Origin of the sequence: Tenacibaculum xiamenense (assembly GCF_964513065.1) — a bacterium.
Classification (GTDB): Bacteria; Bacteroidota; Bacteroidia; order Flavobacteriales; family Flavobacteriaceae; genus Polaribacter; species Polaribacter xiamenense.
On record NZ_CAZEQU010000014.1, the window covers coordinates 243,450 to 264,981 of the forward strand.

Consider the following 21,532-nt stretch of genomic DNA (forward strand, 5'->3'; position numbering starts at 1 on the left):
TTGCCCCTAACTATGCAAAAAAATATCAACATACAAAACAAAAAAGCTCGTTTTGAATACGAGATAATAGATAGGTATACTGCTGGTATTCAACTTACGGGTACAGAGATAAAATCTATTCGTCAAAGTAAGGCAAGAATTACTGAGAGTTTTTGTGAATTTAATGATAGGGGAGAGCTTTTCGTTATTAATATGTACATTGAAGAGTATGCTTTCGGGCATCACTACAATCATAACCCAAAAAGTGAAAGAAGACTTCTGCTAAATAAAAGAGAGTTAAAGAAATTAGCAAAGGAAGTAGAAGCAAAAGGTAATACTATCGTTCCACTTCGATTATTCATTAATGAAAATGGTTGGGCAAAGCTCGATATTGCTTTAGCCAAAGGGAAGAAAATTCATGATAAAAGGCAAACCATGAAGGATAGAGATTCGAAGAGAAGTTTAGCAAGAATAAAAAAGAGCTATAATTAATGAAACTGTCTACGTTTCTTTCTATTATTAACTGGAGAAAGCTAGTATATTTAATTATACTACAATTTCTTTTTAAAATTTGTTTTCTCTATAATTTAGGGTTTGAAACAACAATGTCTTTTTTTAGCTTTTCACTGCTTTCAATAGCTACTGTAAGTATGCTCGCTGCTGGATACTTAATCAGCTATTACAATAAGCACAAAGAAGATAAACTTTTGGAAGTAACAGCCAAAAAAGCATACAGCTACGGAGTTATTAGTGCTTTTATTAGTGCTGCTTTAGGAATGTTTATTTCCTTTTATATAGGCAAGCCTTATCATAGCCTTATCGGTATTATTACTGCTGGTTTACTATTGTTTTATCTTCATTATAACCCTGAAAGAGGTTTTTTTAATATCGTTTTAGGACCATGTATAAAAGCCATAAGTATTTTTATTGTTTGGTGGTTTGATACGCCAATTAATGCCTCAGATCAACAATGGGAGATTTACTTCAATTTTCAATTAATAGCTGTATTTTATATAGCTTTATCTGTAGTGGGGAATATTGTTCATCAGATTATTATTGATATTGGAAATATTAATGAGGATTTTGCTTCGAAAACCAATACTTTACCGGTTTTATTAGGTAGAAGAAGAGCAAAGTCAATTGCTTTATTCTTAACTATAATTGGATGCATTTTTGTTTTAGGGTTTGCAGTAACCTGTATTGAAAATAAATTTATCCTATCAATTATTTTGTTCATGGGAACAATACCAGAGCTTTGTTTAATTTATTTCATAATGAATGCTCACTCAGAAAAAGATTTTAAAAAAGTATTAAAGGTTTCAAGTGTTGTTTATTTATTAACTATAATCAGTATTCCTTTAGTAGCTTATTACTTCAGATATGTTAGCTAAAAAATTAAAAAACTACAATATAATATTGGCTTCTGGATCCCCAAGAAGACAGTCGTTACTGAAAGATCTTGATATTAATTTTAGCGTTAAGCTAAAAAGTATTGAAGAGATATATCCTGATACTTTGAAAGCAGCCGAAATAACTGATTATTTGGCTGAATTAAAATCAAAACCTTATCTGGAAGAACTTAGTGATAATGATATTTTAATTACTTCTGATACTATTGTTTGGTTGAATAACGAAGCATTAGGTAAACCAAAAAACTACGATGAAGCCTTTAAAATGCTAAATAGCATGTCAAATACTCATCATGAAGTAATAACCTCAGTGTGTATTTGTATAGGAATGAAGAAAAAAACGATCATAAGCGATACGGTTAAGGTGTTTTTTAAGGAACTAAAAGAAGAGGAAATAGATTATTACATTAAAGAATATAAACCTTTTGATAAGGCAGGGGCTTATGGTATTCAGGAATGGATAGGTAAAATTGGTATTGATAGAATAGAAGGTAGCTATTTTACGGTTATGGGCTTTCCTGTTCATAAACTTTACAAAGAATTAGAGAAATTATAACTCCATTATAGTTTAAAAGATTATTTTTGAAGCGTATTAACAACACAGACTAAATGAAAAAATATACATTTACAGAAAAGAAAGATACCCGTTCTGGATTTGGAGATGGGTTAACGGAATTAGGGAAAACAAATCCTGACGTAGTTGCATTATGTGCAGACTTAACAGGTTCTTTAAAAATGAATGCCTTTGCCGACAATCACCCAGAGCGATTTTTCCAAGTAGGTATCGCCGAAGCGAACATGATGGGAGTGGCTGCAGGACTTACTATTGGTGGTAAAATTCCTTTTACTGGTACTTTTGCAAACTTTTCAACAGGGCGTGTATATGATCAAATTCGTCAATCGATTGCCTACTCAGATAAAAACGTAAAAATTTGTGCTTCTCACGCCGGATTAACTTTAGGTGAGGATGGAGCAACTCACCAAATTTTAGAAGATATCGGGTTAATGAAAATGTTACCAGGTATGACCGTTATTAATCCATGTGATTATAGTCAAACAAAAGCGGCTACAATTGCTATTGCAGATCACGAAGGACCTGTATATTTACGTTTCGGACGTCCGAAAGTACCTGTATTCATGGAAGGTCAGCCTTTTGAAGTAGGTAAAGCAATTCAATTAACAGAAGGAACAGATGTAACTATCGTTGCAACTGGACACTTAGTTTGGGAAGCTCTTCAAGCAGCAGAGCAATTAGAAGAAAAAGGTATTTCTGCAGAAGTTATCAATATTCATACTATAAAGCCATTAGACGAAGAAGCTATTTTAGCATCTGTGGCAAAAACGGGTTGTGTAGTAACAGCAGAAGAGCATAATGTATATGGAGGATTAGGAGAAAGTGTTGCTCGTTGTTTAGCAAAAAATAATCCAATTCCTCAGGAGTTTGTTGCTGTAAATGATAGCTTTGGTGAATCAGCAACTCCTGCAGAATTAATGGAAAAATATGAATTAAACGATAAAGCGGTTATTAAAGCGGTTGAAAAAGTTATTTCTAGAAAATAATAAGGCTTAATAAACGTTTAAATAGCAAACTTAAAATAAAATAATTATGAAAAAACTAGCACTATTAGTTTTATTATTTATTGGAGCCACTCAAATTTCTTTTTCTCAAATACACTTTGGGATTAAAGGAGGGGTTAACTATAACTCTGACTCTTTCCAAGAAGTATCAACTGATATTTTAGAAGGAGCGAAAAGTAGAACTGGTTTTCATGCCGGAGTTTGGACTCGTATTAAAATTCCTGTAATAGGTTTATATGTGCGTCCTGAATTGGTGTATACAAGTTTAAAGAGTGAATACTCTCCAAAGTCGGATTCAAATATTAAAGCAACTTATAATTTTCAAAAAATTGATATTCCTGTGTTATTAGGAAAGAAGTTTTTAAAGGTTGCTCATGTTTTTGTAGGTCCTTCTTTTCAATACATTATTGATGGAGATTTCAGTTTAGAAACACTTGGAGACTTAGTAACTGAAGCTGATGGATTAACTGTAGGAATGCAGTTAGGAGCTGGTGTAGAATTAGGTAAATTAGGTTTAGATGTAAGATGGGAAAGAGCTTTCTCTGATACCGAATCTAAATTTATAAGTGGAAGCAATACTGAAAGATTCGATACAAGAGTTAATCAAATTATTGTAGGTCTTTCTTACAGGTTCTAAAAAGAAGAAAAATAGATATAAAAAAAGCCAAGTCTTAAGACTTGGCTTTTTTAGTTTTTGAAAACTTGTTTTTGTTCAAATCAAGCCATTCATTATACTTATCTTTATGTTTAAATCTTTTGTGTGTCCATAAGTAACACTCGGGTTGCTTGCGAATTGCCTCTTCGGTTACTTCAAAATATTTATCTGTTAATTGATAATTGTCAAATTCTTTCGAATTATCGGTGATTAATGAGAATTCTGTTTCATAATAACCTCTTTTTACTTTCTTAGTCGAGTAATTAACAATGGCAAAATCGTATTTTTTTGCAATGGTTTCAGCACCAGTGTGTACAGGTACTTTTGTATTAAAAAAGTTTCTCCAATATTGAGCTTTGTGCATCATTGGCGATTGGTCACTTAAAAGAATATACAAAGCTTGTCTGTTATTAGAATAATTTTTATGGATATTTTTTATAGTTTCAGAAGTCTTTACTGCAATGACTCCAAATTGAGTTCTATTTTGCTTTATTCTTTTATCAAAATAAGGGTTAGCTAGTTTACTATAAGTACCGAAAACATCGATATCTAATACAAGAGGCATACTTACCGACCACTCCCAGTTAGCTAAATGTGCACCGACTAAGGCAATACTTCTTCCTTCTTTAGCTAATGAGTTTACTAATTCTGGGTTTTTATATTTATATCTCTTTAGCATTTCTTTTTCGGAAATAGAAAATGTTTTTACACTTTCTATCATGATATCAATAAAATGCTTAAAAAATTGTTTTGTTAGATTATCAATTTCTTCACTTCTTTTATCAGGAAAAGCCATTTTTAAATTATTCTTGACCACTTCTTTTCGGTAACCAATAACATAGTAAATTAAAATAAATAGCAGATCAGATATCCAGTATAATACCCTCATTGGAAGCGAAGAAAATAACCAAACAAAAGGATATACTATAATGTAGATAAATAAATTCATTAGCGTGTTTTATGGTGCAAATATCGTATTTTATAGTTTAAGATGAAAAGAAGAAAATAACTAAAGTCACCCAATTAAATAAAAAGTTAAAAGTTTTAACATTTTTATAAGATTTTTCCTTTTTTCAATAATAGAGAGGGCTTAGAGCTTTTAATAGAATAGTAAAAATGGAGGAAATATTTTTTTTTATTGTTTTTGGGCAACTATTTTTAGAACATGAGAGTCTATATTAATGAAGTCGAACTTTAAACTTTAAAAGTGAAGGTAATATCACTACATAATGTAAAAATCTTTGAAACAATAAAAAGAGCTTGTAAACACGAAAGGGAAGCTCAAAAGGAGATATTTGAGCTATATTCTCCGAAGATGCTAAGTGTTTGCAGACAATATGTAAAAGATGATTACCATGCCGAAGAAATGATGCTTTCTGGATTTATGAAGGTTTTTTCAAATATTAAAAAGTTTAAGAACGAAGGAAGTTTTGAAGGTTGGGTTCGTAGAATAATGGTAAATACTTGTTTATCTCATTTAAAAAGGAAAAATATATTTGAGTATACTGATGAAGAGTATGTTTTTAATACTGAAACAGTAGAAAATCTTGAAAGTACAAGTGTTGAAGACATTCAGAAGTTAATAGATGAGCTACCAAATGGTTACAAAGTAGTATTTAATCTTTATGCGATAGAAGGTTACAGACATTCAGAAATAGCAGAGATGTTAAATATTACAGAAAGTACTTCCAAGTCGCAACTTTTTAAAGCAAGAAAGTGGCTTAAATCAAGTTATTTAAAAATGAACAAATTAGGACATGAAGAACGATAGTATAGATAAAATTATAAAGGAAAAATTTGATTCAAGAGTAATGACTCCATCAATTTCAGCTTGGGATAGGTTAGAAGCGAAATTAGATGATAATGATCAAAAAAAGAAAATAAATTGGAAGTCGATTTTTTCCTATGCGGCCAGTGTTATTGTTCTTTTAGGCTTTGGATATAATTATTTCCAATCTTCTGGATCAAACGAAACATCCCAAGCAATTATATTGGCAAGTAAAGGCGTATCAAATGTTCGTACATTACCTTCAAATGATATCGTTGACGTAAATCCAATAACATTTGATAGAATTGTTATAGAACAAAATCGTTCTAATGAGAAGGATAAAAAATATTTCCCGAAGGCTTTAAAGGAGAAATCGAATCTCGTTTTAAATAATGAGATGTTGGCTTCATCAGAAGTAAAAAAGGAGAATGTTTTAAAAGAACAACCAACATTGAATGAAGAGAAAAGCAGAATAATTGTAAAAGGAGAAGATTTGTTATATGCTGTAACTCACTCTCCAGAAGAAGTCAAAAATTATTACGTTGCAAATAGAATAGAAAGAGGGTCAGTTATAGATTCGATAAAAATAGAGTTAAGAAAAAGAAACCTAAAAGTTTCTCCGGAAACAATTCTTGCACAAGTGGAGTATGAAATGTTAGACAGCCAGTTTAAAGGAAACTTCATGCAAAAAATAAGGCTAAAAATTTCTGATATAGCTGTAGCGCTCGCTGAAAGAAATAAATAGTCATTACCACGAATTATTTAAGTATAACTAAAAAACAATTAAAATGATAAGAATAATACTAGTTTTAGTGTTGTTGAGTACCACTATTGCCTTTTCTCAAGAGAAAACTTTTGAAAAAGAGGTAGAGAAAATCTCAAAAAGGATAGAAGAAATAACATCTCAGCAAAAAGATTCTTTAAAGCAAAAAATAGAAAAGATTAATTTAAGATTAAAGAATAACGAAATCACAGACGAAAAGGCAGCTGAATTAAAGAAGAGAGCAGCTAATTATCATGCAAAACAAATTGAATTAAATGCAGGGATTCAAGAGTACAAGTTACAGCAATTAGTACAGGATAAAGTAGATGGTAAAATAGCGAGTGAAGACAAAGAGGATGGGGTTAGAGTTAGCTTTTTCGATAAGGACTTTTTTGTTTTGAGAACTGATAAAAAAGAAAAGAAAAAGAGGTATAACAAAAGAACAACGACTCAATTTGTATTTGCTATGGGAGTTAATAATGTGCTAGAGAATAACAATTTTGGTTCATTAAATAGCTCAGACTATAAATTTTGGCAATCACATTTTTATGAGTTAGGGTTTACATTCAAAACTCGATTCACAAAAGAGCCTTCTAAAACATATTTTAAGTATGGACTTTCTTTTCTATGGAATAACTTACGACCTAAGAATAATAGATATCATACCTTAAATGATAATGCTGTGGTTTTAGAACAGAATGCTATGCAATTAACGGAAAGTAGATTAAGGCATGTTCAAATGATTTTTCCAATGCATTTAGAGTTCGATTTTTCAGAAAACAAAGTTCTTTCGGATGATACTGTTGTTGATAATACGCACGATGGAGTTCGTTTAGGTCTAGGAGGTTTCTTTGGATTTAAATTAGGAACAAGACAATATTTAGAATTCAGAAATGATCAAGGAACTTTAGTTGAAGAACTTCAGAAAGGAGATTTTAACATGAATACTGTGAATTATGGTTTAAGTGGTTATTTGGCATATGAAGGTATAGGGATATATTTAAAATATGATTTAAATCCACTATTTCGAAATACATCAACCAGAAATATTTCATTGGGAGTACGCCTTGATCTTAACTAAAACAATGTGATTTTTGTTGTTATGTGGGATGAAAATTGTTTATAATTCTATTAAACTTAGATATATCAGCCTACTACAAAAACACTAAAATAGATGTGTTTTTTTAAACTCTATATTTCTTAATATAATGAAATATAGAGTTTTATTTTGCTTTATGTTTTGATAAGTTCCAGCCTAATGTGAATAAATGGTTAAAATAAAGTTAAAGTATTTTGTAACTTTAGGCGTCAATTAAAACAAGTTAACAATGAAAAAATTATTAAACGTTTTTTTCCTCTTCAGTTGTCTGTCGATTTTTTCTCAGGTGACAACCTCTAAAATAAAGGGTACAGTTACTGATGGGGCAGGAGAACCATTATTTGGAGCAAATATTGCTGTATTACATGTTCCAACGGGAACATTGTCAGGAGCAATATCACAGGATAATGGTAGGTATACAATTCCGAATCTTCGTGTCGGTGGACCTTATAAAGTAACTTTTAGTTACGTTGGATTCAAAACATTTGAAGTAGAAAATGTGTTTTTAACTTTGGGTAAAACCACAGTCGTAGACGGAAAACTATCAGAAGATGGAGTTTCTTTGGAAGAAGTTGTAATCTCTAGCTCAAGGAATAAAACATTTAATAGCGATAGAACAGGAGCTCAAACCAGTGTAAGTGCTGTGCAGTTGAAAACATTACCAACAATTTCTCGTTCGGCCGCTGATTTTACAAGGTTAGAACCTACTGCCAGTAACGGTTCGTTTGGAGGAAGAAATGATCAATTTAATAACTTCTCATTGGATGGATCCATATTCAATAATCCATTTGGTTTGGATGCGGCTACTCCCGGTGGTCAAACAGATTCGCAACCAATTTCATTAGATGCGATTGAGCAGATTTCTGTATCCACTGCGCCTTATGATGTTACACTTTCTGGATTCACAGGAGCGTCAGTAGATGCGGTAACAAAAAGTGGAACTAATGAGTTTAAAGGAACGGTTTATGGATTCTATAGAAACGAAAGTTTGACAGGAGGAAGTATTAATGGAGAAGAGGTTGTAAAGCCTAAGCTTTCTCAAAGCCAATATGGAGTGAGCATTGGTGGGCCTATTGTAAAAGATAAACTCTTCTTCTTTGCTAATTTTGAAAAAGATGAAAGAGAGGATTTAGGTACAAATGGGTGGGTTCCTAATAATAATGACGGTACGTTGGCGGTAAATGAATCTACTGTATTAGAATCAGATTTAATTGCTGTGAGCAATGCGCTAAGTAATTTAGGTTACAATACAGGAGCTTATAAAGACTTTACTTATGGTTCTGGTTCTACGAAAGGTATTTTCAAGTTAGATTGGAATATCAATGAAAAGCATAGAATGGCTTTGATTTATAACTTTTTAAGAGCTTCTAAAGAAAAACCCGCTCATCCTACAGCCTTAGGATTAAGAGGACCAAGTGCCAATATTCTTCAGTTTGAAAACTCAGGATATGAAATCAATAACAATATCGACTCTTTTTTAATGGAGATCAATTCTACTTTTAATCAGAGTACTACAAATAAATTACAAATAGGATATACCTATTTTGACGATTTTAGAAACCCGTTATCTACTCCGGCACCAGTAATTACTATTCAAGATGGAAATGGAAGTAACCATATTATTGCAGGGCATGAGCCATTCTCTATCAATAATGTATTAGATCAAAGAGTATTTCAAATAACTAATAATATGAACTTTTTCCAAGGAGATCATACGTTTACTGTTGGTTTTTCTTTCGAAAAATTCATGTTCCAAAACTCATTTAACCTAGTTAATTACGAATCGTTTAACTTTGGAATATTCCCTTATTATGGAATTTTTAGCCCTTACCCTGATGTGGCTACTTTTTTAACAAATGCGCAACCAGGTGGAGTTGTTGATCAATATTTAAGTGCTACACAAAATGCATTTGATACTTTTAATAGAAATGGAGTAGGAAATGATGGTGGATGGAAGTTAGCAGAATTAAATGTAGGTCAGTTGGCATTTTACCTTCAAGATGAATGGGAAGTAAATGATACGTTTAAACTTACTTATGGAGTACGTTTTGACAAGCCATTGTACTTTGATACTTCAAGATTGGTTCAAAAGTATATTGATACGGATAATGGAGCTACAAGAGATAATTCGGTAATGTATTTTAATCCAAATACCAATCAAGAAGTTACTTTGAACTCTACAAAAATGCCGACAAATCAATGGTTAATTTCTCCAAGACTTGGTTTCAACTGGAATGTTAATGGAGAAAATAAGTTGCAAATTAGAGGAGGAACTGGTGTTTTTACAGGAAGACTTCCTTTTGTTTGGTTAGGAAACCAAGTGAGTGGTGCTGACGATGGATTTTTTCAGTTAGTTGATCCAGAATTTAAATTCCCGCAAGTGTGGAGATCAAATATTGGAGGAGATTATCGTTTCGAAAATGGTTTGGTACTAACAGCTGATTTTGCTTATACAAAAGATATTAATGGAGCACATGTTCAAAATTGGGGATTACGTAATCCTGAAGGAAGATTAACAGGAGTAGATAATCGAGAATATTATTTATCAAGTAATAGAGGAAATAATGCTTATGTATTTACAAATTCTGATAAAGGAAGAATTTTTAACGCTTCTTTTAAAGTAGAGAAGTCATTTAAGAACGGTTTATATGCAAATGTTGCTTATAGTTACTTAAATGCAAAAGATGTGAATTCAATTGAGGCAGAAATTACAGGAGATGCCTTTGCATTTAACCCTGTTGTAGGAAATGCTAATAACGATGTTTTAACTTATTCTAGATATGGTGATACTCACAGAATTATCGGAGTAGCTTCTAAAAAGTTTACTTATGGAGGTGAAAAGTATGCGACTACTATTTCAACATTCTTTGAGTATGCACAAGGAGGTAGATTTAATTATACGTACGGAGGTGATATTAATAATGATGGATCTTCTGTAAATGATTTACTATATGTTCCTACTTCTTCTGAATTAAGCCAGATGCAATTTACAAATACAACTCAAAGAGATGCCTTTGAAAATTATATTCAACAAGATGAATATTTGAGCTCAAGGAGAGGTGAATATGTTGAAAGATACGGCGCTTTAGCACCTTGGAGAGGTCGTTGGGATGTAAAGATACTACAAGACTTCAATTTTAATGTTTCTAAAGAAAAACAAAATACAATTCAATTAAGTGTTGATATTTTAAACGTTGGAAATTTAATTAATTCTGACTGGGGTGTAGTACAACAACCAAATAATGTACAACCAGTAGGTGTAAGTTTTCCTGGTGGAGATTATACTCAGGAACCAGTGTATAGCTTCAATTCTAACTTAAACGAAACATTTAGCCCAGATAGTAGCTTATTATCAAGATGGCAAATGCAAGTAGGATTAAGATATATCTTCTAAAAACAAAATAAAAAAACCTGAGAATTTTCTCAGGTTTTTTTATTTCTATAAGTATTATGTTTAAGCAAATTTTGTGGCTACTTTTTGAGCAATACCAACAATTACTTCACTAGCCTTTACAATACTTTCGGCAGGAACATATTCATAACGCCCATGGAAATTATGTCCACCAGCAAAAATATTTGGGCAAGGTAATCCTTTATATGATAACTGTGACCCATCCGTACCACCTCTAATAGGTTTAATTAAAGGAGTAATTCCCATATCTTTCATCACTTCCTCGGCAATATCAACAATATGCATTACAGGAGTAACTTTTTCCTTCATATTGTAATATTGATCCTTAAGTTCAACTTCAATTAGGTCTTTACCTAATCTTTCATTCATTACTTTACCTAATTCTAATATGGCTTGTTTTCTGTTTTCAAACAACTCCATATCATGATCTCTTATTATATAATGTAACGTGGTTTTTTCAACTTTTCCTTCCATATGGTGTAAATGGAAAAAACCTTCATAACCTGTAGTTCTTTCTGGAACTTCATCTTCAGGTAACGCATTAATAAATTCACTGGCAATGGTCATTGAGTTGATCATTTTACCTTTAGCATACCCAGGGTGTACTATTTTTCCATTAATAGTAACTTTAGCACCAGCAGCATTAAAGTTTTCATACTCTAGTTCTCCTATTTGGCTTCCATCCATGGTATAAGCCCATTCAGCACCAAACTTTTCAACATCAAACAAATGTGCTCCTTTTCCAACTTCTTCGTCTGGAGTAAAACAAATTCTTATTTTACCGTGCTTTATGTCAGGATTTTGGATTAAATATTCCATTGCTGAAACAATTTCAGTAACACCAGCCTTGTCATCCGCTCCTAATAAGGTTGTTCCATCAGTAGTTATAATAGTTTGACCTTTATATTGAAGTAAGTCTTCAAAATAGCTTGGTGATAAAACAATATTTTCCTCTTTATTTAAAACAATATCACCACCATCATAATTCTCATGAATTTGGGGTTTTACATTAGCTCCTGTAAAATCCGGACTTGTATCTATATGTGCAACAAAACCTATAGTTGGTACTTCATAATCCAAGTTACTTGGTACGGTAGCCATTAGGTAGCAATTTTCATCTAATTCAACATCTTCCAACCCAATTTCTTTCAATTCTTTTTCAAGAATTCTAGCTAAATTCCATTGTTTTTCAGTACTAGGAAAGGCAGGGTTGTTTGGGTCACTCTCAGTATCAACCGTTACATAGCTAACAAAACGGTCGATTATATGCTGTTTATTCATTGTGTTTGTTTTAGATTTCAAAAATAATGATACCAAATGAATTGAGAAATTTGAAAATGTAATTTGTCAGTGTAAAACACAAACCTTTATCTTTTTTTATTTTTCTTTATTCGATCACTTTTGATTCGTTCAATATTGAACTTATTTTATTTCGATTTTCTCTATTAAATTTACTGCTTTACATATTCTTTCATTTACTAAAGAATCTCCATAAAACTCGGTTTTGGCGTGTAAAAAGTTGTTATTGTCCACCTTGGTAAAAACGTTTAAAATATGATATTTGTATTTACCCTTTTTCCCTTGAGCAAGAGATAAATAGGCGTTTTTATCGAGATGTTTAATTTCTTTTGATTTAATTTCTTCAAGTCCCATATTCTTATTATCTGCTGAAAACTTTTGCTTAAAATCAGCATCAAAGAAAATAGAGGCATGTATATAAGAAACATCAATTAATGTAGTTTTTGTTAAATTAATAGTGGTATCTGCTGCATAAATAGAAGATTGACCGTCATCATAATAAAGATTTACTTTCCACGTTTCAGGAAGTCGTACTGAAAATAGGTTTCTAATATCTTTTGTTTCCGACAAGTTAGAATAGGTAGAACTTCCACAAGAAAATTCTTTTTGTAAGTCAGTAGAGGTACATGAAACCGTTAGAATAGCGAATAGAATTAATAAGTATAAATGGGATTTCATAGGTTGTTTGTAAATTAGATATTATGGTTAGAGTTGATGCTTTTCAAAATATGCAATGAGCAAATCTACTACATAACTATAGGAACTTATTCCTTTTGTTTGATTATTTGCTTTTAAATACGAATTATAACCTTTTTTTAAATAGGGTTCGATAGGGTTTTCATAAGACTTCCAGAACTTGTAACTATCTTTATAGTCTTTATAAACTCCCTTATTAACTTTTTCTTTTAAGCTTTTAGCAAGTTCTTTATCTCTTTTGAATAGTTCTCTGATACAATACTGGTATGCCATTCTGTAGCCAGCATATTTAAAGTACAAATCTTTGTTATTGACAGAAGTAAGAAAACCGATAAAATTGGCATCGTTTTCTGCAGCCCAACCTATTTGATGTGCCATTTCATGACATGTTGTTGCAGGATATCCCGTTTTTGGAATCAATGAGTTGACTTGAGCTTCTCCCGTAATTGGATTAATATACCCTGAAGTACCATTATACGATTGAAATGTGCTCACGATAGAACTTTTAATAGAAGGATAGGAGTATTTAAATTCAGGATATGTTTTTGCAACTTCATTAAATCCATTAGGAGCTAAATCGTAAATATCACTTATTGAATAAGGAACCTCGACTTTTAATGTATCATTTTTAGTAATATCCAAATGACTTCTATTTAATAAAGATACAATTGTGTCAGTTGTTTTCAGTAACTGTTCTGTGGTATAGTTGGATTGTTGTAAATCTAGTTTCTTAGCAAGGGGTTCACGAAAATAATTAAGTGCCCAAAATGCATAAAAACAAAAATAAATAACTGATAAATAAGCAATAAAGGTTATTGATTTTGATAGGAAATTCTTAAATTTAGTTCTAATGAGTTGATATAAACTTTTTAGAAGGAGAAAGAGTAAAATAAACCCAATAACATCGCCAAAAGAAAATGGAATCCAGCCTAATAATATTCTTAAGACTTTTGAGATGAAAGGAAAAATACTAGTACTATAATACTTTTCAATCCAGACAGGCTTTTGGCTTAAAAATTGCACTAAAAAGTACTGGATAGGCAATAAAATGGCTAGAAAAATGGCTTTTTTAGAAATCTTCATTGCTCCCAAAAATAAGAAACATATTAGGTTATCAACAAGTTAATAACATTTTTGTTTACAAAAAATGTGCAAAAAGAAAATTCGGTGTTGTTGGATAATTTTAATCTTAAAAATTTACATTTGCCACTATGGAAAGAGCGCAATCAGTAAGAGGTACAAAAGTAGATAAATCTCGAATTATAAATCTTGAAAAAGGAAAGTTACCACCGCAGGCTATCGATTTAGAAGAGGCTGTTTTAGGTGCTATGATGATTGATAAAAAAGGAATCGATACAGTAATTGATATTCTGCATCCTGAAGCTTTTTATGATAAGCGACACCAAGAAATTTATGAAGCTATTTATACGCTTTTCCAAAATTCTGAACCTATTGATATTTTATCGGTTTCAAATCAATTGAAGAAAAGTGCCAAGCTAGAGTTGGTAGGAGGTGATTTTTATTTGATTGGCCTTACACAAAAAGTAGCTTCTTCTGCGCATATTGAATTTCACTCAAGAATTATTCTTGAAAGATATATTAAAAGAAAGCTTATTACCATTTCTTCGGAGTTGATTGAAAGTTCTTACGATGAAACAATCGATGTATTTGATCTCTTAGATGATGCAGAAGGAAAACTATTTGAAGTAACGCAAGGAAACCTTAAAAAAGGGGCAGAAAGAGCAGATTCGTTAGTACAACAATCGATTAATAAGATTCAGGAGATTTCTACAAAAGAAGGAATGAGTGGATTGGCAACTGGTTTTACAAAACTGGATGCATTAACTTCTGGATGGCAGCCATCGGATTTAATCATTATTGCTGCACGTCCTGGTATGGGTAAAACGGCATTCGTAATTTCGATGGCGAAAAATATGGCAATCGATTTTAATCATGCCGTAGCTATCTTTTCTCTAGAGATGTCTTCGGTTCAGCTAATTACTCGTATGATTTCTTCGGAAACAGGATTAACTTCTGAAAAATTACGTAAAGGAAACTTAGAACCTCATGAATGGGAACAACTAAACGTAAAAGTAAAACGTTTATCAGATTCACCTGTATTTATTGATGATACGCCAGCATTATCAATCTTTGATTTAAGAGCAAAGGCGCGTCGTTTAGTATCTCAACATGATGTTAAAATATTAATTATTGACTACTTACAGTTAATGACTGCTGGAGGGGCAGGAGCAGGAAACCGTGAGCAGGAAATTTCGACCATCTCTCGTAACTTGAAGGCATTGGCAAAAGAATTAAATATTCCTGTAATTGCGTTATCACAGTTATCTCGTTCGGTAGAAACGCGTGGAGGAAGTAAAAGACCTTTACTATCCGATCTTCGTGAATCTGGGGCGATTGAGCAGGATGCCGATATTGTATCATTTATCTTTAGACCTGAATACTATGGTATGACAGAATGGGATGATGATGATCACGCACCATGTGAGGGACAAGGTGAATTTATAGTAGCAAAACACCGTAATGGTGGTTTGGATAATATTCGTTTGAAGTTTACTGGGCACTTAGCAAAATTCTCGGATTTAGAAGAAGGATTTAGTAGTGAGTTCCAATCGAGTATGAATTCTGGATTTAATGATGAGATTTCGTCTAATAACTTCGCTTCTCCAGAAGACGCTTTTGGACCAAGTGACCCGGGAGGTGGAGATGATGTGCCATTCTAAAGAAGTTTAAGATCGTTTTAGATATTTGATATTTTAAAATATCAAATTTGAATAGGACTTCACTGAATTAAAACATTCATAAAATATATTCAAATACACAATTATAATCTTATAATTGTGTATTTTAGTTTGCGCAATATTCTAATCATTTTATTACCAATTAATTTGAAGTTTTTCTAAACGTTAAATGTGGGAGATTATGGGATTAGATTAATGTAATTTTAAAAAGAAGCTGGTTTCGGATGAAAAAAATCACAATCGTTCTCGTATTATTATTGTTTTCAAACTCATTATGGGCATCGTTTATTTATTTACCCATGAGTCATGAAAATCAAAAAAACCATTTAAAAGCTTATGGTATTGTCTATTATGCACTTCAAAATGGATTGAAGGCGAAATGGTTATTAAACTATGATGGTGGAGCCTTTTTAGTAGAAAATAATGATTCTGTAGAGAAAGAATGTAAGATAAGAGGCGTTTCTTACCAAATTATTTCATCAGCCAAAGCACAAATTATTTTGGAGGGAATTTCTTCACCTTCAAAAAATCAAGAGGCGGTTCCTTTAGAAAAGGCACCTAAAATTGCGGTGTATTCTCCTAAAGATAAAATGCCATGGGATGATGCCGTAACTATGGTATTAACATATGCAGAAATTCCTTTCGATGTAGTTTATGATGAAGAGGTTTTAAATGATAAGCTCTTATTATACGAATGGTTGCATTTGCATCATGAAGATTTCACTGGCCAATATGGTCGTTTTTATGGAGCTTATCGAGCAGCACCTTGGTATATTCAACAAAAGAAAGACTCAGAAGCATTAGCGGAGAAATTAGGCTATTCGAAAGTATCAGTGCAGAAAGGTGCTGTAGCAAGAAAAATTAGAGATTATGTTGTTGGTGGAGGTTTTATGTTTGCCATGTGTTCAGCAACAGATAGTTTTGATATTGCTCTTGCAGCAGATGGTGTCGACATTTGCGAAAGTATGTTTGACGGAGATCCGTCCGAACCAAATTATCAGTCGAAAATAGATTATAGTAAAACAATGGCGTTTAAAGATTTCGAGTTAATAAGAAATCCAACTACTTATGAGTTTTCATCTATTGACATGACAAGGAAAAGACGAATAAATAAAGAAACAGATTATTTTACATTGAAAGAATTCTCTGCAAAATGGGATCAAGTTCCGACCATGTTAACTCAGAATCATACACAATTAGTAAAAGGTTTTATGGGGCAAACAACTTCTTTTGACAACAAAAATGTGAAATCAAATGTGATGATTTTGGGTGAAAGTAAAAACCACGGAGAAGCTCGCTATATTCATGGAGTAAAAGGAAAAGGGATGTTTACTTTCTACGGAGGTCATGATCCAGAAGATTACCAGCATAGGGTAGGAGATCCAAAAACTGAACTGGATTTACATCCAACATCTCCTGGGTATCGATTGATTTTAAATAATGTTTTATTTCCTGCGGCTAAAAAGAAGAAGCAAAAGACTTAATTGAATTTCTATTTTGGATTTACATTTCGTCATTTGGACCAAAGGGATAAATCTGACCTGATGAATGAATATCTCTCAAATTCTAAGATTTTCCCGGAACGATTAAGTTGTATTATAGTTGGATCCTTCCGTAACTATTTTTGTATGGTTAGTTGTTGGTTTTTTTGGTCTGACAATCTCTTTTTTTCCCTTTTGCGTAAGCTTCTAAACCTGCACCTAAAGCTAACCCAGCTCCAGTACCTATTGATAAGAAAATTGGAAGATTATCAGTTAATACACCAATACTAATTCCTATTCCTGCTCCAAAAATTAGACCTAATGATACATAGTTATTTTTCATAATATATTTATTGCTAATTTATAACTCTATCTAATTAGTTCTCATAATTCTATGATTGTTACAATTTAAACAGTAAATATTATCTATTTCCGTTAATCGTTAGTTTTGATTTCCTTACTTGAGTTACCTAAACTCTCGTTTATATGTTCGTTGAGCTTACCAAACCTCTATGACTTTTTCGGAACGATTAAAGTTTTCATATCGAGTGATTTTTCGGCCTGTAGAGAGAAAAATAATATCGAGACATCTCTATCTAGTAGTGAAATCATTCAATTTGGTTCTTTAGTGTTATCTCACGTTCTCCAATTTTTTATAAAATAAGATGGTCATAACTTGGAATATTTCTAAAAAGCTTTGTAGTATAACAACGAAAAAAGGTTAAAGTATAGCATACTTTAACCTTTTTTATTGATTTGTTTTAAACAAGTTACTTGATATCTTTAAGCATTTCAGATACAGATCGTTCTAATTGTTGATCACGACCGTTATCAATAATACCAGGCATATTTTTCACTTTAATCGTAGGCATCGTTTGGTTGTTTTCCATCCATCTTCCAGATTTATCTTTAGCACTCACAGGCACAACTCCCCAATAACTTCCATCAGGTAAGCCTTCCCATCCAGCAAAACTACATGTACCGGGTACTGGCATACCTACAGTTTTTCCAATTTTAAGATCTGTATATCCCGCGGCATAACAATGTCCGTCTGAATACATGCTTTCATTGAAAATAGACAAAGTTGGTTTTGTCCAACGTGAAGTCGGTTCACCTCCGACTACTTTAGCTTCTGTTTCATAAGAAATAAAAGGCACTCCAGTAAAGAACATTGCCAAATCAGCAACTAAATCACCACCTCCGTTAAAACGTGTATCGATAATAATTCCTTTACGCTCAGAGAATTTACCCATAATGTCTTTATAAATACTTCTGTATGGACCATCGCTCATTCCAGGTATGTGAACGTATCCTAATTTTCCATTACTTAACTTATCAACTTCTTTTTCATTAATTTTAACCCATCTTTTATATAGCAAGCCACCTTCTTGCCCTAAAGAAATAGGCTTTACAGTTATGGTTTGTTTTTTCTTTGTTTTAGGATCTGTGATATCTAGTAGAACAAATTTCCCTGCTTTTCTATTTAAATACTTAGCAATATCTTCGTTTTTATCGATAGTGACGCCATCAATTTTTTCAATAATCATTCCAGCTTTAACATTGAAAGATGATTTGTCAAGCGGTCCATCTTTAATAACTTCATCTATTAATATTCCGTTATCTTTATGGCTATAATTCATGAAAATTCCTAAAGAAGCAGTTGCATCTGCATTTTTAATACTCGTACGATAACGTGCTCCAGCGTGAGATACATTTAATTCTCCCAACATTTCAGAAAGCATTTCAGAGAATTCAAAAGAATTACCTATTGATGGTAAGTATTTTTTGTATTCTTTTTTCATTTTATTCCAGTCAGTCCCATGGAAATCTGGATGATAAAAAATAGCATTAGTTCTTATCCATACATGATTGAACATTGCTTCTCTTTCGGCATCAGTATTCAACATCATTTCTCCATTGATTTTTACTGGCTTATTACTCTTTTTTGCTGGATCAATTTTAGAAATTCTTCCACCACTTAAAAGATATAAGTTTTTCATTTCTTTGTCCCAATGTAGAGAACCGAAATTGGCATTCAATCGCATGACCATTTTAGTTTCTTTTGTACGCAAATTTGTACTCCAAAGATTCATTTTACCTTCAAAACGAGCTAAATAATATAAGATGTCACCTTTTTTAGAAAGAACAGCATCACCAAGACTAGAAGAATGTATTGTTAATCTTTTTGTTCGGTCTTTCATGCTATCCCAATCAAAAGTAAGTGGTTTTACTTCTTTTTTGTCCTTAGCCTTCTTTTTATCTTTTTTCTCATCTTTTTTATCCTTTTTACCAGTGTCTTTTTTCTTAGCCTTCTTTTTTTCTTCAGCTTTAATAGCTTTAATGGCTTCCATTAATTTGAATTCTTCATCGCTAAGATTGAATTCATCCCAAGCTTCTTGAGTAAAGAACATGCTATAAACATCGTTTTGAGACTGTCCACTAGTAGCATAAGATTTTAACCCATTTCTATTACTGAACCATAGCATTTGTTTTCCTCCATTAACCCATTTAGGGTAAGCGTCTCTATAGCCACTTTCTGTTAAGTTTATACGTTTAGTCCCATCAGCAGCCATCAATAATACTTCACTATTACTTAATGTTTTACTCCATCCAACTAATAACCATTTACTATCAGGACTCCAAGTAAAATACTTATCTCCATCACGCATATGAAATAAATCTTTAGGAGTTAATAAGGTAACCTGTTTTTTAGTTTTTAAGTCCATTACCTTTAGTGTACGTCTTCCTTCAACAAAAGCTACTTTAGAACTATCAGGAGAGAACTCAGGTAAATAATTATCAAGTTTGTTTTCTATAACTGGAGATTCTTTTAATAAAGTAGAAGCAAAAAAGAAAGGTTCTTCTTTTCTTACTTTTTCTGTTTTATAAATACTCCATTTTCCATTTCTTTCACTACTGTAAACTACAGATTTACCATCTGGCGTCCAAGTTACAAAACGCTCTCTTTCGGGAGTATTAGTTAATCTTTTGGTGAAAGATTCATTAACAGAAGTAACAAATACTTCACCTCTAGAAATAAAAGCAATTTCTTTTCCGTTTGGAGATATTGCCATTTCATTCACACCTCCATTGATAGATACAAATTTGTCGCTATTATCTTTGTCTTGCGTTCTAATAATAACCTTTACTTTTGAAGGTTTTTTACCTTCTTTCATGGTATATAACTCACCATCATACCCAAAACTTAAGATACCATTACCGATACTTAAGAAACGTACTGGATGTAATTTGAAGTTTGTTATTTGTTGATCTTGATTAGGATTATTAATATTCATTTTATGAACATTAAATGTTCCACTTTTCTCACTTAAATAATAGAAGCTTTTTTCATCTTCAGAGAAAAATGGATGTCTATCTTCTCCAGCAAAAGAAGTAATCATTTTATGAGTGTTATTTTTAACATCATATTTCCAGATATCTCGGGTAATTGATGATTTATGATGTTTACGCCACTCGTTTTCACCACCTTTTTTGTCATGATAGAGCATCGTGCTACCATCTTTAGAAACTTGAACATATTCAGCTGGTACTGTAAATAGTTGGCTAATTCGACCTGTAGTTACAGGTACACTATATAACTCTGGTTGAGATCTTGCTGGGTATTGTCTATGGTTTACTTGATCTTGGCGTTGTGCTCCGAAAATTACATCTTGGTTATTCGCTGAAAACGAAAAAGGAATTTCATCATTAGAGTGAAAAGTTAACCTTTTTGCTTCACCACCTCTCGCGTCCATAACGAAGATGTCGAAATTACCATAGCGATTTGAAGAAAACGCTATTTTTTTACTGTCTTTGCTCCAAATAGCTTTATAATCGTGTGCTTTATGAAAAGTTAATTGAACTGCGTTTCCACCATTTGAAGAAACCTTATATAAGTCGCCCTTGTATGTAAAAACAATCTCTTTTCCATCTGGAGATATTGAGGAATGCCTCAACCAATTGGGGGCTTCCTGAGAGAAGAGCTGCAATGTTAAAAATGTAAATAGTAATGATAGGTGTTTCATTTGATTAATTTTTTTTGCAATCTACTAAATTGTAACACCTAATTATGTTAATTTAAGTTAAAAAGAGGAAGGAGCTTTTTTCTTCAATTCCTTAATAAAATAAGACGGTCTTAACTCGGTATATTTATAAAAAGCTTTCGAAAAAGATTCCGCTTTATTAAAACCGACTTCATTAGCAATGGCTTTAATGGTATATTTTCTCCAGAGTTTATTGTTTTTTAATTGCTCAATACAATATTCAATACGAAGCTGATTAATATAATTGGAAAAAGAAGTCTGTTTATAGTGATTTACTACTTTTGACAGATAACTAGCATTGGTATCAAACTTAGATGCCAAATTTTGAAGATTGAGATTTACATCAATAAACTCGTTATTATCTTCAAACTTCTCAAGTCGTTCAAGAATGTCCGTAACAATACTTTCTGAAAGTTCTAATTTTGGTTTGGAATCTTTAATTGGAGTTTTTATTGATGTTTCGATATTTTTTTTCTTGTCACTAGTTAGAACTTCAAAGCGCTTCCTTTGAATTCTATTCTTTCTTACTTGATAAAAAATAAAGCCTATTGAAATACCTAATAGAGAAATAAAAACAAATTGATTCCTTCT

18 protein-coding genes are annotated in these 21,532 nt (G+C 32.0%); 11 read left to right on the plus strand and 7 right to left on the minus strand.

Translation table 11 applies throughout. The features are described 5' to 3' along the window. The first annotated feature begins 12 nt into the window (after positions 1–12). Genes smpB through ACKTTV_RS06300 form a run of 5 tightly spaced genes read left to right on the plus strand, consistent with a single transcriptional unit; the run spans position 13 to position 3,603 of the window. Positions 13–471 carry an SsrA-binding protein SmpB gene (smpB, locus tag ACKTTV_RS06280; protein ID WP_408029970.1) on the plus strand — a complete coding sequence of 153 codons (459 nt, stop codon included), beginning with the start codon at positions 13–15 and terminating at the stop codon, positions 469–471. Beyond that, the gene (locus tag ACKTTV_RS06285; protein ID WP_408029971.1) at positions 471–1,370 is read left to right on the plus strand and encodes a UbiA family prenyltransferase; all 900 of its coding nucleotides are present in this window, start codon (positions 471–473) and stop codon (positions 1,368–1,370) included. Before smpB ends, ACKTTV_RS06285 begins: the two co-directional genes overlap by 1 nt. Further along, positions 1,360–1,944 (plus strand): Maf family nucleotide pyrophosphatase, encoded by a 585-nt coding sequence (locus ACKTTV_RS06290; RefSeq protein ID WP_408029972.1) that lies wholly within the window; start codon positions 1,360–1,362, stop codon positions 1,942–1,944. The genes ACKTTV_RS06285 and ACKTTV_RS06290 overlap by 11 nt, the downstream gene beginning before the upstream one ends. A gap of 53 nt (positions 1,945–1,997) precedes the next feature. Next, complete coding sequence (locus tag ACKTTV_RS06295) at positions 1,998–2,948, plus strand: transketolase family protein (RefSeq protein WP_408029973.1); 951 nt, start codon at positions 1,998–2,000, stop codon at positions 2,946–2,948. Positions 2,949–2,994: 46 nt separating this feature from the next. Then, positions 2,995–3,603 (plus strand): porin family protein, encoded by a 609-nt coding sequence (locus ACKTTV_RS06300; protein WP_408029974.1) that lies wholly within the window; start codon positions 2,995–2,997, stop codon positions 3,601–3,603. 34 nt (positions 3,604–3,637) lie between these two features. On the opposite strand, the gene ACKTTV_RS06305 is transcribed toward ACKTTV_RS06300, so the two are convergent. After that, the gene (locus ACKTTV_RS06305) at positions 3,638–4,570 is read right to left on the minus strand and encodes a lysophospholipid acyltransferase family protein (RefSeq protein WP_408029975.1); all 933 of its coding nucleotides are present in this window, start codon (positions 4,568–4,570) and stop codon (positions 3,638–3,640) included. A 258-nt stretch (positions 4,571–4,828) separates the two neighbouring features. On the opposite strand from ACKTTV_RS06305, the gene ACKTTV_RS06310 reads away from it, so the two are divergent. The 4 genes from ACKTTV_RS06310 (at position 4,829) to ACKTTV_RS06325 (ending at position 10,645) form a co-directional block, all read left to right on the plus strand. Further along, complete coding sequence (locus ACKTTV_RS06310; protein WP_408029976.1) at positions 4,829–5,392, plus strand: RNA polymerase sigma factor; 564 nt, start codon at positions 4,829–4,831, stop codon at positions 5,390–5,392. Further along, entirely contained in the window at positions 5,379–6,134 is a 756-nt protein-coding gene (locus tag ACKTTV_RS06315; protein ID WP_408029977.1) for a hypothetical protein, read from the plus strand. Before ACKTTV_RS06310 ends, ACKTTV_RS06315 begins: the two co-directional genes overlap by 14 nt. A 43-nt stretch (positions 6,135–6,177) precedes the next feature. Then, entirely contained in the window at positions 6,178–7,233 is a 1,056-nt protein-coding gene (locus ACKTTV_RS06320; protein WP_408029978.1) for a hypothetical protein, read from the plus strand. A 247-nt stretch (positions 7,234–7,480) separates the two neighbouring features. After that, positions 7,481–10,645 (plus strand): TonB-dependent receptor, encoded by a 3,165-nt coding sequence (locus ACKTTV_RS06325; protein ID WP_408029979.1) that lies wholly within the window; start codon positions 7,481–7,483, stop codon positions 10,643–10,645. Between the two features lie 60 nt (positions 10,646–10,705). Here the strand turns inward: ACKTTV_RS06325 and pepT are convergent, their stop codons facing one another. The 3 genes from pepT to ACKTTV_RS06340 form a co-directional block, all read right to left on the minus strand. After that, positions 10,706–11,944 (minus strand): peptidase T, encoded by a 1,239-nt coding sequence (pepT, locus tag ACKTTV_RS06330; RefSeq protein WP_408029980.1) that lies wholly within the window; start codon positions 11,942–11,944, stop codon positions 10,706–10,708. Between the two features lie 141 nt (positions 11,945–12,085). Next, positions 12,086–12,640: a hypothetical protein gene (locus tag ACKTTV_RS06335; RefSeq protein WP_408029981.1), complete on the minus strand. Its 555-nt coding sequence runs from the start codon at positions 12,638–12,640 to the stop codon at positions 12,086–12,088. 27 nt (positions 12,641–12,667) lie between these two features. Then, complete coding sequence (locus tag ACKTTV_RS06340; RefSeq protein ID WP_408029982.1) at positions 12,668–13,741, minus strand: DUF3810 domain-containing protein; 1,074 nt, start codon at positions 13,739–13,741, stop codon at positions 12,668–12,670. 128 nt (positions 13,742–13,869) lie between these two features. On the opposite strand from ACKTTV_RS06340, the gene dnaB reads away from it, so the two are divergent. Both dnaB and ACKTTV_RS06350 read left to right on the plus strand, forming a co-directional pair. Beyond that, positions 13,870–15,399 carry a replicative DNA helicase gene (dnaB, locus tag ACKTTV_RS06345; RefSeq protein WP_408029983.1) on the plus strand — a complete coding sequence of 510 codons (1,530 nt, stop codon included), beginning with the start codon at positions 13,870–13,872 and terminating at the stop codon, positions 15,397–15,399. Between the two features lie 242 nt (positions 15,400–15,641). Beyond that, complete coding sequence (locus ACKTTV_RS06350; protein ID WP_408029984.1) at positions 15,642–16,901, plus strand: asparagine synthetase B; 1,260 nt, start codon at positions 15,642–15,644, stop codon at positions 16,899–16,901. 148 nt (positions 16,902–17,049) lie between these two features. Here the strand turns inward: ACKTTV_RS06350 and ACKTTV_RS06355 are convergent, their stop codons facing one another. The 3 genes from ACKTTV_RS06355 to ACKTTV_RS06365 form a co-directional block, all read right to left on the minus strand. After that, positions 17,050–17,241: a hypothetical protein gene (locus tag ACKTTV_RS06355; protein WP_408029985.1), complete on the minus strand. Its 192-nt coding sequence runs from the start codon at positions 17,239–17,241 to the stop codon at positions 17,050–17,052. A 427-nt stretch (positions 17,242–17,668) separates the two neighbouring features. Next, positions 17,669–20,923 (minus strand): S41 family peptidase, encoded by a 3,255-nt coding sequence (locus ACKTTV_RS06360; protein WP_408029986.1) that lies wholly within the window; start codon positions 20,921–20,923, stop codon positions 17,669–17,671. 57 nt (positions 20,924–20,980) lie between these two features. Beyond that, positions 20,981–21,262 (minus strand): helix-turn-helix domain-containing protein, encoded by a 282-nt coding sequence (locus ACKTTV_RS06365; protein WP_408029987.1) that lies wholly within the window; start codon positions 21,260–21,262, stop codon positions 20,981–20,983. Positions 21,263–21,532 lie beyond the last annotated feature (270 nt).

Coding starts and splice junctions, on each gene's coding strand:
- ACKTTV_RS06315 (WP_408029977.1), top strand. CDS start 5,379: ATGAAGAACGATAGTATAGATAAAATTATAAAGGAAAAATTTGATTCA.
- ACKTTV_RS06340 (WP_408029982.1), bottom strand. CDS start 13,741: ATGAAGATTTCTAAAAAAGCCATTTTTCTAGCCATTTTATTGCCTATC.
- ACKTTV_RS06350 (WP_408029984.1), top strand. CDS start 15,642: ATGAAAAAAATCACAATCGTTCTCGTATTATTATTGTTTTCAAACTCA.
- ACKTTV_RS06305 (WP_408029975.1), bottom strand. CDS start 4,570: ATGAATTTATTTATCTACATTATAGTATATCCTTTTGTTTGGTTATTT.
- ACKTTV_RS06295 (WP_408029973.1), top strand. CDS start 1,998: ATGAAAAAATATACATTTACAGAAAAGAAAGATACCCGTTCTGGATTT.
- ACKTTV_RS06355 (WP_408029985.1), bottom strand. CDS start 17,241: ATGAAAAATAACTATGTATCATTAGGTCTAATTTTTGGAGCAGGAATA.
- smpB (WP_408029970.1), top strand. CDS start 13: ATGCAAAAAAATATCAACATACAAAACAAAAAAGCTCGTTTTGAATAC.
- ACKTTV_RS06335 (WP_408029981.1), bottom strand. CDS start 12,640: ATGAAATCCCATTTATACTTATTAATTCTATTCGCTATTCTAACGGTT.
- ACKTTV_RS06325 (WP_408029979.1), top strand. CDS start 7,481: ATGAAAAAATTATTAAACGTTTTTTTCCTCTTCAGTTGTCTGTCGATT.
- pepT (WP_408029980.1), bottom strand. CDS start 11,944: ATGAATAAACAGCATATAATCGACCGTTTTGTTAGCTATGTAACGGTT.
- dnaB (WP_408029983.1), top strand. CDS start 13,870: ATGGAAAGAGCGCAATCAGTAAGAGGTACAAAAGTAGATAAATCTCGA.
- ACKTTV_RS06360 (WP_408029986.1), bottom strand. CDS start 20,923: ATGAAACACCTATCATTACTATTTACATTTTTAACATTGCAGCTCTTC.
- ACKTTV_RS06290 (WP_408029972.1), top strand. CDS start 1,360: ATGTTAGCTAAAAAATTAAAAAACTACAATATAATATTGGCTTCTGGA.
- ACKTTV_RS06285 (WP_408029971.1), top strand. CDS start 471: ATGAAACTGTCTACGTTTCTTTCTATTATTAACTGGAGAAAGCTAGTA.
- ACKTTV_RS06320 (WP_408029978.1), top strand. CDS start 6,178: ATGATAAGAATAATACTAGTTTTAGTGTTGTTGAGTACCACTATTGCC.
- ACKTTV_RS06300 (WP_408029974.1), top strand. CDS start 2,995: ATGAAAAAACTAGCACTATTAGTTTTATTATTTATTGGAGCCACTCAA.